Origin of the sequence: Novosphingobium silvae (assembly GCF_009856825.1) — a bacterium.
GTDB lineage: Bacteria > Pseudomonadota > Alphaproteobacteria > Sphingomonadales > Sphingomonadaceae > Novosphingobium > Novosphingobium silvae.
In genome coordinates this window covers 1-16018 of the sequence record NZ_WVTD01000017.1, presented here as the reverse complement: position 1 = coordinate 16018, position 16018 = coordinate 1, and the positions used below count along the sequence as shown (strand labels likewise).

Genomic DNA, 16018 nt, shown 5'->3' with positions numbered 1-16018 from the left:
CAGGGAAGCATGTGAATTGATGAAGGGATCAATGGGCTTGCTGCGCTCGTGCGCTTCCTTCCCTACAGCCCTGACCTCAATCCAATCGAAAAAGCCTTCTCCCGCCTCAAGGCCATGCTAAGGAAGGCAGGCGAGCGGACCGTCTCCGGCCTCTGCGCCCTCCTCGGCATGCTTGTCGATCTCTTCTGTCCCGACGAGTGCGCCAATTACTTGCTCGTGCGGATATGACCAGACTGATCAGAGTCCACTCTAATTCCTTGTCTTATGAAAAATCGCAGTACTTTGATGCGCCTTATTTTGAATGCCCCGCTTTCTCTCCCTAAGAAATTCGACGGGACGGCTAAGCCCTTCGACATAAGGCACTTTCACCTGTATCAAGTTGTTTTCTTGTGCCATGAAGTCAAAAGTCGAACGGCGGAATAAATTGATATGCTCCAGCGGATGTACCGCATCGTGAGCCGGCTTAAAGGTTGCAGGGTTCAGTTTTTTTGACATTCCCTTGTCGCTAGGAACCTTCGTCACAATGAAACCGCCTGGCTTCAGCATTCTAGAAAATTCGGACATCATTGCTGCGGGATGGGGCAAGTGCTCCAAGACCTGATCTGAATAGATGATGTCGTAATGCTCGTCTGGGACGGACGATAGATCGCTGACGATAGGGATGCCATGCGCCAACGCATTCGCAACCCGGTCTTCTGCAAGTTCCGCGCCCGACACATTGAAGTTGAAAGCTTTAGCCAACCGCGACCAATGCCCCCACCCCAAACCAAACTCAAGAACGCTTATATCATGAGGGCGTCTATTGGTCAAAGCCTCAAGAACCTTAAAGTCCCTCATATAAGTATTCATATCTTTTATTCGCCGACGATCTTTTTTCTTTCGCCCTTCGTCGGATACCCAATCCTCATACAGCGCATCCATGTTATCTGACGACAAAATTGCCTTTTGATAGACGCAAGAGCAACGCTCGCACTCCACCAAATGGTAATCGTCGGCGACGAAAAGAGATGGGTCCGGACGCCCTTGATAGTAATCCTGAATGAAATTCATCATTACTGGAGCGACGAACGGTATCTTGACGAGAGTTGTGCAGTTTTGACTCTCACAAACAGGGCACTCGCTTCTCTGAACAAAATTCATCAATCACCCTTGTGTAAAATAAGCGTTCACTATGAATTATTAATATAGCCCTGCAAATTCGTTTATCCGACCCCGACCATTATTTGCCGATACGACCGAACATCCGGCCGCAAGAATCGGCTCCACAGTATTTTTAGAATGTAAGCAGAAAATGGCATCGCATCAAGGGGTTACCATTGCCGAAACTCCTCGCACTCCCCGCAAGGTTTGCCGAAGGTGCATTGGATAACACCCGACGGGCAACATCATTTGCTCGAAAAACTGCTGCGAGCCACCGGCGAAAGAACGCGAAGAAAGTCATTACGCCCCCGAGATTTCGAGGCGGGCATTATCACGTACCGAACCCGCGCGCCATCTGATGGATATGTGGAGCCGGTGGCCCGCCTTTGCGCGTGCCTTGGCCGTCATCGTGCTCAGCATCACCCGCCTGGTCCTCGGCCTTTAGGCGGAGGGCCGCGTCCAGTGGGCGCTTGACGTGGCGATCAGGCGAACAAGCTTGATCGGGCCCTCGGAAAGAGCCTTGATGAAGCCGATGAGCAGATCTCTGCGCTCTTGAGTCAGGCTGATGGCGCAGTAATCGCCATCCCCCACATCAACGGCAATCTGCACGATCTTGAGTGATGCTCGCTCGCTCATGCTGTGCTCTCCCCCATCAGGCAGCCGAGGCTCGGCCGCATCACCGTCGGCGGACTGTCCGGCAGTGACGCCCCGACCGTTCCCGTTCCTTGATGCGGCCCGGCTGCTGTGGGAAGCCCGCCTCGTCGCCCAGTATGGCGACTGTGCGAACCGGCATCATCGGTCTGTTCTCCGGCGGCATTCCGACAATGGCAGGTGATCACCGAAACTTGGGATCATGTTGCATTGCCGCTTGCTGGAGGCTAGCTGTCTCCCGACACTAGGCTGTAATCCGGGCGTTCGCACGCGCAGATTGCAAAAGTAGGCCTGAGTGCGGGCTGGAATCAGATCTTATGATCAAACGGTTGGTTAAAAACAGCTCCGCGGTACTGGGTGGGCAACTTATCAGTGTCGGCATTTCGTTTATACAGAGCGTAATACTGGCGAGATTTTTCGGTCCAGAGCAGTTCGGCAAGTGGGCGCTTCTGATCGCCAGTTCATCGCTCATCGGTAATTTTCTGGGATTTCGGACTGCAGAAGCCCTCACAAGCTTCTGGATTGAGGCCAAGGAGGACGGCGATACGGCGGCCGCTCAACGTTATCTCTCATCCTCACTTTTGGTTGAGTTCATCACGAAGCTGATTTCGGGAGTTGTCTCGTTCATCGTAGGCGTGGCTCTTTTGGGAGCGCTCGACGCGTCCGCTGATATTATCGCCGCGGCGGCTCTGATCGGCCTGTTCAGGTTTTTGAGCTTTGCGGATGCTGCCTGGGTGAGTTTGATGCGAGATGCGAAGCGCATCTACTCACTCTCCTTTGTCCCAGTCATGCAGATTTCGCTGCAGATGGTGCTAGTGACCTCCCTGGTCTGGGGTTTTTCGGGCAGGTTGTTTCTGGCAGCACTGGGGTATGTGCTCTCACAGGCCGTCAGCCTCGTCGTGAAGCTGAACCAGCTTCGCGATGTCTCAAAGAACATGCATGTGCATGTGCTCCGGCGTCCCCACCTTGGGCTCCTAAGGCGAGACCAGGCGCCGGCGTACTGGCGGATGATGGTTGCCGGCTATTTCACGTCCTGCCTTTCGTCGTTGATGAAAGAAGGCGATACGTTGGTGGTGGGACTGGTAGCGTCCGATAGCTCTGTCGGCTTTTATCGCCTCGCCCGCTCCCTCGTATCGATCGTGCAACTTGCGAACCAAGCGATAGCAACCCTGATCCTGCAGGATTTCAGCGCGTTGCGTCGCGAGGGCCCCGCAGCCATCCTGGCTGTCGTGCGTCGTATAGCCGTTCCATTCGCCGTCATTGTGATGTTCAGCTGCCTGCTGCTGGCACTGGCGTTGCCGCATGTCATCACGTTCGTATATGGATCCGCTTACCTGGGCGCAGTTTTGCCGTTTCGAATACTGCTTGTCGGAACAGCGATCTCCACCAGCCTGTTCTGGGTGACGCCAGCCCTGGTTGCATTGCGTGAAATGAGGGCAATGCTTACCATCAATATTGTCAATTTCACCCTGTTCGTCATCGCTATGGCCGTTGGCATTCATTATCTGCGCGGCGTAGGACCGGCAGTCGCAACATCTGCAGCATGGGCGTTCGGATATGGCGCATCTCTTTTCTGGTTGCTGTTTGTAATCTGGCGAGAGCGGGGCTTCGATGAGCGCCGCAGATCTTGCTGAGCGATCGCGGACTTTTTCTGATAGGAGAAGGGGAGTGCACAAAAAGTGTAGTCCGGTGAGACGAAAGAAAAACGCCGGGCTGCCGGATAGCTATCGCAGAAAGGTTGCTGTCATTGGCGGGGCGGCTTCGCATGGCTTGACACCGGCACGCCCGACAGTCTGCTCGACGCCGACGAGTGATTTTCAGAGTGCTGCTAGCGCTGCAATGTTCATGAGAACAAATACTTAAGATTTTAGGAGTTGTTAAACGGTGAGCCTACCAGCAAATCTTGCCTCTCCTCAAGATGCTCGCGTCTCGATCGCGATGGCGACATACAATGGCGCTCGCTTCATCCAAGAGCAGCTAGATTCCTTTCTAGCTCAAACTCATCTGCCTTGGGAGTTGGTCATAACTGATGATCAATCATCGGATGAGACCCAGCAGATTGTGGAAAAATTTACAGAGGTAGCACCCTTCAAGGTGCGCTTCATCCGCAATGAACAGCGACTTTATTTCTCATCTAATTTCATGAAGGCTGCCTCTTTGTGTGAAGGTGACTTCATCGCGTTCTCTGATCAAGACGACATTTGGGAGCCGAATAAGATCGAGATGTCCCTCGAAGCCTTGGCGAGACCTGGTGTCGTGCTTTGCGTTCATGACGCTTTGAAGTTCACGAAGAAAGGCGAGCCGGCAGGACTGGAGACAAGAAAAGTTCCGAAAGGCGAGATATCCGTTATGGACCCGCTAATCAATTTTTCCGGCTTCGTGTGCACTTTCCCCCGCGCTTTGATCGATATTATTGACTATAATACTAGACCTATGGATGTGATTGAAGAGGAAAGGAAAGTATCTCATGACCGCTGGGTTACACAGCTAGCCCTTCTTTCAGGTAAAATATACAATCTTCCTGACAAGCTTGCAAATTACAGACAGCATGATCAAAACGTAAGCGGATTTGCCCGCATTGAACGCTCTAAAAAAGAGATTATCAAATCTATCAGACTTAAGTATGATTCTTATCTCCTTAAACGCAAAGAGTTTCTTGAGGAAATTGCTGATCTTTCTGAAGGCATAGATGTAAATGAGTGGGACTCATGCCTGTTTTCAGAACATCAACTAAAAAATCGCCAAGAGCATCTGCGTCAGCATGCGTACATTTTCAGTAAGAGGCTGAAGATGATCCGTGGAAATAAAATAGCGGGCGTTGCGAGATACATTTCTTATGTTACAGGCGGAATGTACAGGCAAACTTTAGGTGGAATTAAGCAAAACAAAAACCTTGCCCTAGATGCGCTGGCTATATGCGTGGCTAAACGTAGAAAATACTAGAGCGGTTTTCGATCATTCTGGTTCGTAGCCACATGATTTGAAGTAGTTGGCGCATTCCTGAGGCTGGAAGATATCGACGAGTTTGCCGATCAAGCTCCACAGGCCGCTGACCGTTCGCTCGCCCGCTTTGCGGAGCATGGCCTTGAGGCGGGAAAAGGCCTTCTCGATTGGGTTGAAGTCGGGGCTGTAGGGCGGGAGAAAGCGCAGGGTTGCGCCTGCGGCCTCGATAAGCACCTGCATCGATGCGCGCTTGTGGCTCGACAGGTTGTCCATGATGACGACGTCGCCGGGCCGCAGTTCCGGGACGAGGACCTGAGCGACGTAGGCTTCGAACCAGTCGCCGTTAATCGGTCCATCGAGCACCATGGGTGCGACCATGCCGGTCATGCGCAGGCCGGCGACCAGGGTGGTTGTCTTGCGATGGCCGTGCGGGAAGCCCATCCGCAACCGCTCGCCTTTCGGGCAACGGCCGTGGCTGCGGGTCATATTGGTCGCGGTCCAGGTTTCGTCGATGAAGACCAGGCGCTCCGGTTCGAGATCGAGTTGCCCCTCGAACCAGTCCTGACGCTGCTTCAGGACGTCTGGTCGATCTTGCTCTATCGCATGGCCTGTCTTTTTTTGCGCGTCAGTCCACGGCGAACAAAAAAGCGATGTAGCCCGGCCACGGAAACGACCATGCCCTTGTCCGCCAGCGCCAAACGCAGTTCTTCGAGGGTGATGTCCCTACGCTCCTCCCAAATGGCCAGAATGTCCGCTGCCCGCTCTTCCATCCGCCGCGAGCGCATATCCCCGCCGCGGGGCTTTGGGGCAATGTCACCCGTCTCGCGCTGCTGTGCTCGCCATCGGACCGCCGTTGATGGTGCCACACCGAACCGGTCCGCCGCAGCACGGCAACTCGATCCACTATCCACCGCTGCCAAAAGCCGAGTGCGCAAATCCATTGAAAGAGCCATCCATGCCGGCCTCCTTCACCAGCATGGATTCTGAATCAGAAATCGCGCCCGAAGGGAATCCCATGCCGATTCAGAACGGTCGAAAACCGCTCTAGCCGCCGCCGGACGGTGCCTTGACCGATTGGCTGTCGACCACCGCCGCGGATGGGCTCTGCTCGCGTGCCTCACGCTCCCGGTCGAGCATCAGCGCCATGTCGTGGATCGTGCGGAACAGCAGTCGGCGCACGAAGCGGCGAAACCACCAATAATACCAACGCGCGTTGGTAAAGCCGCTGTCGCTCAACCCTTATCAAACGGGCTCTCAGGTCATTGATCAGGAGCGGATCTAGCCGTTGCTGTGCTTGCGCGTGAGTTCACACATATGATGTATCTGTGGCCGCTTCGCTGCTTCTTGCTAAAGACGCACCCGCCGCAAGGTATGCTCCAGGCGGAGCGCTCCAGGGAATCGAACCCGCGCTAAACTGAGGCCCGCTGCCATGTACGATTATGGCGTGCTCCCTCTACCCGCTCCAGCCGTCCTTCCCCCATAATCACATCCGAACGCCTGCCCCGCATGCGCGTAGCATCACAGGGCAGGTTCGATCGGCGGCTTACTTCGTGAGCGAGGTCGAGGTCAGCACTGCCGGGGCAGCCGGGGCCGCAGCCGGGAAGGCCTGCGCCTGTGGCTGTGGCTGTGGCTGCGTCGCCAGGAACGACAGGTCTTCATCCAGAAAGCCTTTCACGCCCGAGCCGCTGGCGATGAACGCGCTGGTGCCGGTGGTCAGGAAGCCCGCAATCGGAACCAGGGCAATCGCCGCGATCACGCCGCCCGTGCCGGTGACGCCCTTGTCGTCGAAAGTGCCGCTCACACGAACGTTGCGGCCGTTGAGGCTGAGCGAGACGACGCGGGCGCCGATGTAGCCCGACTTGCCCCACATGCCCTTGTTGCGCACTTCGGTCACTTCGCCGATGGCGGGCGTGCCCGACGGGATCACGACGAGACCGTTGTGCGTCACGTTCTCCGCAACTTCCATCTGGAAGCGCTGGCCCACGCGGAGCTTTTTCTTCTTGGTTGTCAGTTCCTCGCGCGTCACCAAGGCGATGGCGGTTCCCGCGCGCAGGATGTCCGGCTGCGTCGACGGCAGCAGCGTTGCGACCGGCGTCGCGACCACCGTCTGGACCTGGGCAGTGCCCAGTACCGGTGCGGGCAAGGTCTGCGCGGCCAGCGGATGCGCGAACAGCGCCGCGCAAGGCAGCGCCAGAGTATGGATCGTCTTCATGATTACCCCCATTTGCGGCGAATCGTGCACCGCGCGGACGAGATAATCGGAAAATCCGCAGCCGGGGATTGCTGCAGGCCCGTGTTGCCAGAATTTAACCGCGTCGCCCGGCGCATGAAAAAAGGGTGCGCGAAGTGCTTGCGTGCACCTCGCGCACCCTTGGGCGCTCAGGATGGGCAGGGCGTCAGAAGCGGTAGTTCGCGCTCACCGTGAAGTTGCGCGGGGCGCCGTAGCGGTACTGGCTGAACGAGCCGATCTGGCTGTAGTACTTCTTGTCGAACAGGTTCTCCAGGTTGCCCTGGATCTGCAGCGCTTCGTTCACGTTGTAGCGCGCCATCAGGCTGACCAGCGTGTACCCGTCCTGCTGGAAGCGGAAGGGCGTGTTCAGGTAGGGGTTGAGCCCGTCGATGTAGGCCTTGCTGCGGTAGTTCACGCCGCCGCCCACGGTCAGGCCTTCCAGGAAGCCGGGCAGGTCGTAGGTGGTGAAGATCTTGAGCAGCTTGCGCGGCTGGTCGGTGTTCGCGGCGACGTCGTTGGCGTCCTCGGCCTTGAACTGGCTGTAGCTGGCGTTGAGGTTCCAGCCCGGCAGCGGCTGGCCGGTGACTTCGATCTCGAAGCCCTTGCTGACGACGCCCTGCGCTGCGCGATAGGGCTGGAGCGGCGTGCTGCCGGGGACAGGGATGGGCGCTCCGTCGACGATGCCCACGTTGTCCTGCTCGATGCGGAACAGCGCGAGCGAGGTCTGCAGCGCATCGCCGAAGAAGCTGCTCTTCAGGCCGATCTCGTAAGCGTTGCCGTCAAGCGGGTCGATCAGCTGCAGGTCGCGGTCGCGCAGGTTCTGGGGCTGGAAGATGCGGGTGTAGCTGGCATAGACGCGGTGGTTTTCCGCCACGTCGTAGAGCGCGCCGACATAGGGGATGAACACGTTGTCGTCGCCATAGTCGCTGGGGCCGCTCCAGGCGAAGCCCTTCTGGTTCCAACTGGCGAGGCGGCCACCGACGATGACCTTGAGCGGGTCCGCCACGTTGAGGCGCACCGCGCCGTAATAGCCGGTCTGCTCGATGCGCTCCTGCTCGTTGCGGACAAGGCCGGGGTTCCAGTCCGGCTCGGGGAAGGGGACGCCGTTCTGGCCGATGAGCGGGACGTCCGTGGCCCACGAGTTCAGCCCTTCGCCCCAGGCGGGGTTGTTCTCGGTATAGGGCGCGACGATGTTGTCGGTGTGGCGCTTGAGTTCGCTGTAGAGCGCGCCCAGCACGATCTCGTGGTCGCGCCCGAACAGGTTGACGCTGCCTTTCAGCTGCGCGTCGATGCTGTTCTGGGTGCTGACACCCTTCGACTGGTAGGGGTTGCTCGATTCGATCGCGCCGGTCGCCTTGTCGACGCCGCCGTAGAGGTAGAGCAACTTGGTGTCGCCGGTGTTGCGCAGGCGGTTGTAGTTGACCGTCAGGTTCCACCTTTCGCCGAAGTCCTGGCTCACGGTGGCGAAGATGTTCTGGTTGGTGGAGTTCCAGTAGGTCCAGTCGGCCGCCGTGGTCTGCGAGCGCGGCAGGTCGGTGCGGGTGCCGTCGGTGTAGAACGTGGGCAGCGAGCCCCAGGTCGCCCCGCGCGGATTGGTGTCCTGGTGGCTGATGCCCGCGCGCACGAGCGTGGAATCGGTGAGGTCCGCCTCGACCACGCCGTAGAGGACCCACTTCTTGCGCTTCTGGATGTCCATGTAGAACTCGCCCTCCTCGTAGCGGCCCACCGCGCGGGCGCGCACGCGGCCATCGGAGGTGAGCGCGCCGCCGACGTCGGCCGAGAGGCGCCAGGTGTTCCAGCTGCCGATGCTCGCCGTGGCGTAGCCGGTCAGCTCGGTGGCATCGGCATGCTTGCGCACGAGGTTGACCGAGGCGGAGGGATCGCCCGCGCCCGAGAGCAGGCCGGTCGCGCCGCGCACGATCTCGACGCGCTCGTAGATCGACACGTCGATGCTTGTCTCGCCGTTGCCGCCCGCGAGCGTCCATGCCGCGGGCACGCCGTCGATCTGGGTGTTGCGGATTTCAAAGCCGCGCGCGAAGAACTCGTTGCGAACGTCGTCGAACTCATTGGCGGACACGCCCACCGCGTTGACGATGACGTCCTTCACGCTGATCAGGTTCTGGTCGAGGATGCGCTGCGCGGTCATCACGCTGACCGACTGCGGCGTCTCCTGGATCGACAGGCCGAGGCCGGTGGCGGTGTCTATCTTGTCGTCGATCGTGTAGCGGCCGGTCACCACGATCTCGTCCGGGCCGGGGCCTGCTTCTGACGCCGTCTGCGCGCTTGCGGGCATGGCGTAGACGGCGAGCGCGCCGCCGATCATGAGTGCGATTCTGGAGTTCATACTGCTCGATCCCTGTTCGGCCGGCCCCCGTCGACCCGCCATTCCTGTCCGGACGCGCCTGGCAAGGCGCGGCCCGTCGCGATTGGCTCGGCCGCTTTCGATCGCCCACGCGTGCGGGCACCGGAGAGCCGAATTGCCGCCCCGCTAATGGTACTGAAACTCATTCGCAACTGCAAAGTGGGCTCTGGGCCGAGAAGGTGCCGAGAGAGGTGCAGGAAAGCTACATAGGGCCGGGAAAGGTTGCGGGCCTCGGCGGGGCGGTTTGGCTCAGTCCTCGCGGCCCTCTGCGTGGCGGGCGTTGAGGTCGGCCCAGAGCTTTTCGGTGCCAGCTTCCTGCGCCTTGTTCACGTATTGCGACGCGACCAGCCAGCCCTTGATGAACTGCAGCGGTACGACGCAGCCGATCGCCAGCAGCGGGAAAGAGGTGAGCAGGTGCACCCAGAACGGCGGCTCGAACCGCACCTGCAGCCACACCGCGAAGAAGGTCAGCGGGAAGGCGATGATGCACAGCGAGAAGAACGCCGGGCCATCGTCCGGCGCGGCGAAGGCGTAGTCGAGGCCGCAGGCGGGGCACCTGTCCTGCAGCTTGAGCCACTTGCGGAACATGCGTCCCTTGCCGCAGCGCGGGCACAGCCCCTTGAGCCCGCAGTGGAAAATCCACTTGCCCTTCGCGGCCCTGACGCCGTCCTCGACCACGACGCCGGTCCCGATGTCGGCTCCCGCTCCCGCTCCCGGCGACGGGCCATCGCGTGCGGGATCGCGGGCCTGCTCTTCGTCTGCCATGTCGTGCCTGCCTTGCTTCGTCGGGCTGCCCGGGAACGGACGCGGTGCCGCCCGACCATGAGCGCCGGTTCGCAGGACTGTCAATCGGCGCGTGACCTGGCGCTCCATCCTTCTGTTTCGCCTCGATCTGTCCTAGGACCTCGCGCGAAGACGAACGGCAGCGGCAGGAGAGCAGGCCTTGAAGCATATCCCGTGGATCATCCTTGCGCTGGTGGGCGCCGCCTGCCTCGCCGTGCTGGCGGTCTCGCGCGGGGAGCCGGTGAACGCGCTGTGGATCGTGGTCGCGGCGGTCAGCTCGTTCCTCGTCGCCTACCGCTACTACGCGCTGTTCATCGCCCGGCACGTCATGGCGCTGGACGGCGCCCGCGCCACTCCGGCGATCTACCGGGCGGACGGGCTCGACTACGTGGCGACCGACAGGCGTGTCCTGTTCGGCCACCACTTCGCGGCGATCGCGGGGGCGGGGCCGCTGGTGGGGCCGGTGCTGGCTGCGCAGATGGGCTACCTGCCGGGCACCTTGTGGATCATCTTCGGCGTCGTGCTGGCGGGCGCGGTGCAGGACTTCATGGTCCTGTTCATCTCGATGCGGCGCGACGGGCGTTCGCTGGGCGAGCTCGTCCGCATGGAGATGGGTCCGGTCGCGGGCACCATCGCGCTGGCGGGCGCCTTCCTCATCATGGTCATCATCCTTGCCGTGCTGGCGCTCATCGTGGTGCGGGCGCTGGCGGAAAGCCCCTGGGGCATGTTCACCGTGGCGGCGACGATACCGCTCGCGCTGCTGATGGGCATCTATACTCGTTGGATCCGGCCGGGCCGCATCGGCGAGGTTTCGGTGCTGGGCTTCATCGGGCTGATCGCGGCCATCGTGCTGGGGCAGGATGTGGCGGCCTCGGCGTTCTGGGGACCGGTCTTCACTTTCACGCCGCAGGCCCTGTGCTGGATCCTGATCGGGTACGGCGCGCTCGCCTCGCTGCTGCCGGTTTGGCTGCTGCTCGCCCCGCGCGACTACCTGTCGACCTTCCTGAAGATCGGCGCGATCGCGGCGCTGGCTATCGGCATCGTCGTCATGGCGCCGCCGCTGCGGATGCCCGCGCTGACCCAGTTTACCGGCGGCGGCGGTCCGGCATGGTCGGGCGCGCTGTTCCCGTTCCTGTTCATCACCATCGCCTGCGGGGCGGTCTCGGGCTTCCACGCCTTGATCGCCAGCGGCACCACGCCCAAGCTGATCGGCGCCGAGACCGACGCGCCCTTCATCGGCTATGGGGCGATGCTGATGGAGGCGTTCGTGGCGATCATGGCGCTGGTGGGCGCCTCGATCCTCGATCCGGGCATCTACTTCGCGATGAACAGCCCCGCCGCCGTGCTGGGCACCGACCCCGCGAGCGCGGCGCAGGCGGTCACCGCGATGGGCTTCCCGGTCAGCGCCGAGACGCTGGCGCAGACCGCGCGCGACGTGGGCGAGCACACCATCGTCTCGCGCACCGGCGGCGCGCCGACGCTGGCGGTGGCCATGGCCGAGATCTTCGCCCACATCGCCGGGGGGAGCGCGATGAAGGCCTTCTGGTATCACTTCGCGATCCTGTTCGAGGCGCTGTTCATCCTGACCGCGGTGGACGCCGGGACCCGCGCCGGGCGCTTCATGCTGCAGGATCTCATCGGCCTCGTGGTGCCATCGTTCCGGGCGGGCACGTCATGGGTGCCGGGCGTGGTGGCGACGGCACTGTGCGTGGCGAGCTGGGGCTTCTTCCTCTATCAGGGCGTCACCGATCCGCTGGGCGGGGTGAACACGCTCTGGCCGGTGTTCGGCATCTCCAACCAGATGCTCGCGGCCGTGGCGCTCATGCTCTCGACCGTGGTGCTGTTCCGCATGAAGCGGCAGCGCTATGCCTGGGTGACGGTGGTTCCCACCGCATGGCTGCTGGTCTGCACGCTGAGCGCGGGGACGCTCAAGCTGCTGTCCACCGACCCGGCGGTCGGCTTCCTTGCCCATGCGGCGAAGTTCGGCGCGGCGCTGGAAGCGGGCACCGTGCTCGCCCCTGCCAAGTCGATGGCCGAGATGGAGGCGATCGTCTTCAACGACCGCGTGGACGCAGGTCTGTGCGCGCTGTTCCTGGCGGTGGTGCTGTCGCTGCTGTTCTTCACCGTGCGCACCTGCATTGCCGCGCTGCGCGAGGAGCGGCCGACCGTGAACGAGAGCCCGGCGCACATGGTCGCTGCGTCATGAAGCGGCGCGGCGTCATGAAGCAAAGGGACGTCATGAAGCGGGTGCGCGACATGCTGCGCCTGATGGTGGGGCAGCCTCCCTACGAGGCCTACCTCGCCCATATGGCGCACCACCATCCCGAAGCCGCGCCGTTGACCCGGCTCGAGTTCTTCCGCAACCGCGAGCAGGCGCGCTACGGCGGCGCGGGCGGAGGCAAGTGCTGCTAGGTCGAAGGGCGGAAGCGCAGGGTCGCTGCGGGGCCTGCGCTTTGCCCGGCCTGCCCTTTTACGGAGTGGGTACGGGCTGCTCCGAGCTGGGCCGAGCCGCCTTGCCGTTTACCGTCGGCAGATGCGCCAGGAACGGCGGCGCTGGAAGGCGCGCAGCGGCGACGGGCTCATCCCGGAAAGGGACGAGCGGCCGTCGGTCAAATGCCTAGCGGGGAATGAGGGAAGGACCCTTTCGGTCCTACTTCTTGCGTGCCTTGCGCGCGGCATAGCGCGCATCGCGCAGCGCCTTCTTCTCGGCCTCGGACATGGAGGCCTTCGCGTTCGCGGCTTCCGCGGCCTGACGCGCCTTCTCGGCCTTTTCGGCCTTCTCGGCGGCGCGGGCCTCGCGCGCGGCCTTGGCCGCTTCGCGCTTCTCGGCCTCGGCCGCTTCGCGGGCTGCGGCCCTGGCGAGACGCTCCGCCTGCACTGCCGGGTCGATCGGCGCCTTGGCCTTCAGCTTCGCGAGCGCCTTGGCACGGGCCTGTGCCGCCGCATTGACGCGATCCTGAATGCCGGGTTCCTTGTATCCTGCCATCGACTGCTACCTGGTCTTCTCGAAAAAACGTAGTGTGGGAAAGGGGTGGGAAGCGCCCGGCTGGCCGGCCGCTTCCCGTTCCGGCCCGATCAGGCGGGCTGGAGGTTCACGGCCGAGGTCTTGCCGCGGCGATCGGTTTCCAGCTCGTAGGAGACGCGCTGCTCCTTGTCGAGCGTGCGCATGCCGGCACGCTCGACGGCCGAGATGTGCACGAAGGCATCGTCGCCGCCGCCTTCAGGCGCGATGAAACCATAGCCCTTGTCGGCATTGAAGAACTTTACTTTTCCGGTGATCATGGGACGCATTCCTTGTCCGAGGTTTGGCGGGCATGCTCCAACGCGGGGCATCCCGGCTTCGCGAAGCAAAAGGGACAAGGGAGCAGCTGAAGCGGCCCGATATCCGTCGATGGCGACATCAGCCCGACCGCCTATAGCACATGCTGCGCGAATAGCCACCGCTGCCGCGCGCCGCCGCGCCGATGCGTGCGGGAAGCCGGACGGGGGCGTCCGGACGCCTGCCTCCCAGCCTGTGCCCGGCCTGCACATCGCGGCTCGACAGATCGACCCGAAACCTGCGTATACTGGCGGGCGCACGAAGCGTGGCCGGTGGCGCGGCCACCTTCCCCGCCGAGGGAGAATTTCCGCCTTGAGCAGCATTGCAGAGCGCGAGCACCAGATGTTCCCGGTCCTTGGCCCGGGCGAGATCGCGGAGGCGCGGCGCTTCGCCAGCGGCCCGGAAAGGCGCTTCGCCGCCGGGGAGAGCGTCTATGCCATTGGCGACGTCGATTCGCCCACCTGGCTCGTGGTGGAAGGCAGCATCGAGGTGCGCCGCCGCGACGGCCTCAACCGCGAGGCGCGGATCACCAGCCATGGGCCCGGGCAGTTCACCGGCGAGATCAACCAGCTGGCCGGTCGCCCCTCGATCGCGGGCGGCAGTGCGGGGCCGGAAGGGTGCACCGCGCTGCCGATCGATGCGGCGCACCTGCGGGCGCTGATGATCGGCGCCGCCGAACTTGGCGAGAGAGTGATGCGCGCGCTGATCCTGCGCCGCGTCGGCCTGATCGAGGAAGGGGGCGCGGGCACCGTGCTGATCGGCGTGCCCGGCAGCCCGGAGATCCTGCGCCTGGGTGAATTCCTGCGTCGCAGCGGATATCCCTACCTCGTGCTCGACGTGAGCGAGGACGGCGAGGGCCGCGAGCTGGTGCAGCGCCTTGGCGTCGCGCCCGGCGAATACCCGCTCGTGGTTTGTCCGGCCGGGCCGATCCTGCGCGGCCCGGACGAGAACGAGCTGGCCGCGTGCCTGGGCATGGCCGCGCAGATCGACCCCGAGACGGTGCAGGACGTGGCCATCGTCGGCGCGGGTCCGGCGGGACTGGCGGCGGCGGTCTATGCCGCTTCGGAAGGGCTCTCGGTGGTCGTGCTCGACTGCCGCAGCATGGGCGGGCAGGCCGGCGCCTCGGCCCGGATCGAGAACTACCTGGGCTTTCCCACCGGCATCTCCGGGCAGGCGCTGGCCGGGCGCGCCTTCAACCAGGCGCTGAAGTTCGGCGCGCAGATGGCGATCCCCTGCGAGGTGGAGGCGCTGGAAGAGGAGGCTGCGAAAGACGAGGCTCCCGGTTCGGGCAAAGAGCACGGCAGCGTCCTGCGGCTTCGCCTCGCGGGCGGGGGCGCGGTGCGGGCCCGCGCCGTGGTCGTTGCCTCGGGCGCGCGCTACCGGCGGCCGGGCGTCGAGGGGCTGGAGCGGTTCGAAGGCGCGGGGGTCTCGTACTGGGTCTCGCCCATCGAGGCGCGGCTCTGTGCGGGCGAGGAAGTGGCGCTGGTGGGCGGCGGCAACTCGGCCGGGCAGGCGGTGGTCTTCCTCGCGCCGCAGGTGAAGCGGCTGCACATGATCGTGCGGCGCGACCTGTCCGAGACGATGTCGCGCTACCTGATCGAGCGGATCGCCGCGCTCCCCAATGTCGAGGTGCACGTGGGCGCGGAGATCGCGGGACTGGAGGGCGACGAGCACGGCCTTTCGGGCGCGACGATCCGCGACAATGCGAGCGGGGCGCTGCGCCGGTGCGACTTGCGCCACCTGTTCCTGTTCATCGGCGCCGATCCCAACTCCGAATGGCTGCCCGAGCGCATCCAGCGCGACAATCGCGGCTTCGTCATGACCGGAAGCCATGCGGGCACCGGCTGCGACCTGCTTGAAACGGGCATCGCAGGCGTGTTCGCCATCGGCGACGTGCGCGCAGGCTCGACCAAGCGCGTCGCGGCCGCCGTTGGCGAGGGCGCCGCCGTCGTCGCGCAGATCCACGCCAGATTCGCCGCCAAGGGAAAGGACGCGCCATGACTGGCTGTTCGCATCGATCGACGATCAACACAGTGATGCCCAGCGCCAAGGGGTGCGAGGAGTGCCTGGAGACCGGCAGCTACTGGGTTCACCTGCGCCTGTGCCGCAGCTGCGGGCACGTGGGCTGCTGCGACGATTCGCCCAACCGCCACGCCCGCGCTCACTTCGCGGCGAGCCACCACCCGATCATCGAAGGCTACGACCCGCCCGAGGGCTGGGGCTGGTGCTATGTCGACGATGTGGAGGTGGACCTGCCCGACCGGACGCCGCAGCTGGGGCCGATCCCGCGCTTCTTCTAGCGCGCGAGCGCAAACAGGCGCGAGGCACGCCTCATCGCCCGCTGGCGAGTGCGGGGTAACGCCGGGGAAAGGTTCAGCGGACGGCGAGGCGGTCGGCGCTGGGGGTTCCTTGCGGGCATCACGCAAGGACTGCCGGTTCAAAACCTTTTGTTCGCCGAAGGCCTAGCAGCGCGTTGACGAAGTCGGTGTGATCTGATTCAGCCTGGATACGGAAAGAAGGCGGTCAGCGACGATGGCGATGCGACGTGATGGTGATGTGCAGGCGGATCTGATCGTGTCGTGGTCAGATA

General features: G+C 62.8%; 14 protein-coding genes and 2 pseudogenes. 7 read left to right on the top strand and 9 right to left on the bottom strand.

Annotation, left to right across the window (positions count from 1 at the left end; translation table 11 throughout):
- Nucleotides 1–42 precede the first annotated feature (42 nt).
- Nucleotides 43–253: pseudogene (locus tag GR702_RS22130) on the top strand (IS630 family transposase); the annotation flags it as partial.
- On the opposite strand, the gene GR702_RS17440 reads toward GR702_RS22130, so the two are convergent.
- Both GR702_RS17440 and GR702_RS17435 read right to left on the bottom strand, forming a co-directional pair.
- Complete coding sequence (locus GR702_RS17440; RefSeq protein WP_160987003.1) at nucleotides 250–1140, bottom strand: class I SAM-dependent methyltransferase; 891 nt, start codon at nucleotides 1138–1140, stop codon at nucleotides 250–252. The pseudogene GR702_RS22130 and the gene GR702_RS17440 sit on opposite strands and share 4 nt — an antisense overlap.
- A 441-nt stretch (nucleotides 1141–1581) precedes the next feature.
- Nucleotides 1582–1776, bottom strand: a complete 195-nt coding sequence (locus GR702_RS17435; RefSeq protein WP_160987002.1) for a hypothetical protein — start codon at nucleotides 1774–1776, stop codon at nucleotides 1582–1584.
- Nucleotides 1777–2108: 332 nt separating this feature from the next.
- Here GR702_RS17435 and GR702_RS17430 point away from each other — a divergent pair, with 332 nt between their 5' ends.
- Complete coding sequence (locus GR702_RS17430; RefSeq protein WP_160987001.1) at nucleotides 2109–3425, top strand: lipopolysaccharide biosynthesis protein; 1317 nt, start codon at nucleotides 2109–2111, stop codon at nucleotides 3423–3425.
- 250 nt (nucleotides 3426–3675) lie between these two features.
- A complete protein-coding gene (locus tag GR702_RS17425; protein WP_160987000.1) occupies nucleotides 3676–4734 on the top strand; it encodes a glycosyltransferase in 1059 nt (352 codons plus the stop codon).
- A gap of 12 nt (nucleotides 4735–4746) precedes the next feature.
- Here GR702_RS17425 and GR702_RS17420 read toward each other — a convergent pair.
- The 5 genes and pseudogenes from GR702_RS17420 to GR702_RS17400 all read right to left on the bottom strand — a co-directional run bounded on the left by GR702_RS17420 (nucleotide 4747) and on the right by GR702_RS17400 (nucleotide 10091).
- Nucleotides 4747–5687, bottom strand: a protein-coding gene (locus GR702_RS17420; protein ID WP_237449783.1) for an IS630 family transposase whose coding sequence is annotated in 2 segments (ribosomal slippage) — nucleotides 4747–5342 and nucleotides 5342–5687 — 942 coding nt in all. Because the reading frame shifts where the segments join, the coding sequence is not laid out codon by codon here.
- 103 nt (nucleotides 5688–5790) lie between these two features.
- Nucleotides 5791–5934: pseudogene (locus GR702_RS17415) on the bottom strand (IS5/IS1182 family transposase); the annotation flags it as partial.
- A gap of 343 nt (nucleotides 5935–6277) precedes the next feature.
- Nucleotides 6278–6946: a hypothetical protein gene (locus GR702_RS17410; protein WP_202408347.1), complete on the bottom strand. Its 669-nt coding sequence runs from the start codon at nucleotides 6944–6946 to the stop codon at nucleotides 6278–6280.
- A gap of 184 nt (nucleotides 6947–7130) precedes the next feature.
- Entirely contained in the window at nucleotides 7131–9308 is a 2178-nt protein-coding gene (locus GR702_RS17405) for a TonB-dependent siderophore receptor (protein ID WP_160986998.1), read from the bottom strand.
- A 267-nt stretch (nucleotides 9309–9575) separates the two neighbouring features.
- A complete protein-coding gene (locus GR702_RS17400; RefSeq protein ID WP_237449782.1) occupies nucleotides 9576–10091 on the bottom strand; it encodes a DUF983 domain-containing protein in 516 nt (171 codons plus the stop codon).
- Between the two features lie 178 nt (nucleotides 10092–10269).
- Between GR702_RS17400 and GR702_RS17395 the strand changes: the two genes are divergently transcribed.
- Together GR702_RS17395 and GR702_RS17390 are read left to right on the top strand one after the other, a co-directional pair.
- Entirely contained in the window at nucleotides 10270–12315 is a 2046-nt protein-coding gene (locus tag GR702_RS17395; protein WP_160986997.1) for a carbon starvation CstA family protein, read from the top strand.
- Between the two features lie 14 nt (nucleotides 12316–12329).
- Nucleotides 12330–12521, top strand: coding sequence for a YbdD/YjiX family protein (locus GR702_RS17390; protein ID WP_160986996.1), 192 nt, complete (start codon nucleotides 12330–12332; stop codon nucleotides 12519–12521).
- Between the two features lie 238 nt (nucleotides 12522–12759).
- Here the strand turns inward: GR702_RS17390 and GR702_RS17385 are convergent, their stop codons facing one another.
- Together GR702_RS17385 and GR702_RS17380 are read right to left on the bottom strand one after the other, a co-directional pair.
- Nucleotides 12760–13095, bottom strand: coding sequence for a DUF6481 family protein (locus tag GR702_RS17385; protein WP_160986995.1), 336 nt, complete (start codon nucleotides 13093–13095; stop codon nucleotides 12760–12762).
- An 89-nt stretch (nucleotides 13096–13184) separates the two neighbouring features.
- Complete coding sequence (locus GR702_RS17380; protein WP_007684000.1) at nucleotides 13185–13391, bottom strand: cold-shock protein; 207 nt, start codon at nucleotides 13389–13391, stop codon at nucleotides 13185–13187.
- A gap of 349 nt (nucleotides 13392–13740) precedes the next feature.
- Between GR702_RS17380 and GR702_RS17375 the strand changes: the two genes are divergently transcribed.
- Nucleotides 13741–15429, top strand: a complete 1689-nt coding sequence (locus tag GR702_RS17375) for an FAD-dependent oxidoreductase (protein ID WP_160986994.1) — start codon at nucleotides 13741–13743, stop codon at nucleotides 15427–15429.
- Nucleotides 15426–15728 carry a UBP-type zinc finger domain-containing protein gene (locus GR702_RS17370; protein WP_160986993.1) on the top strand — a complete coding sequence of 101 codons (303 nt, stop codon included), beginning with the start codon at nucleotides 15426–15428 and terminating at the stop codon, nucleotides 15726–15728. Before GR702_RS17375 ends, GR702_RS17370 begins: the two co-directional genes overlap by 4 nt.
- The last annotated feature ends 290 nt before the right edge of the window (nucleotides 15729–16018 follow it).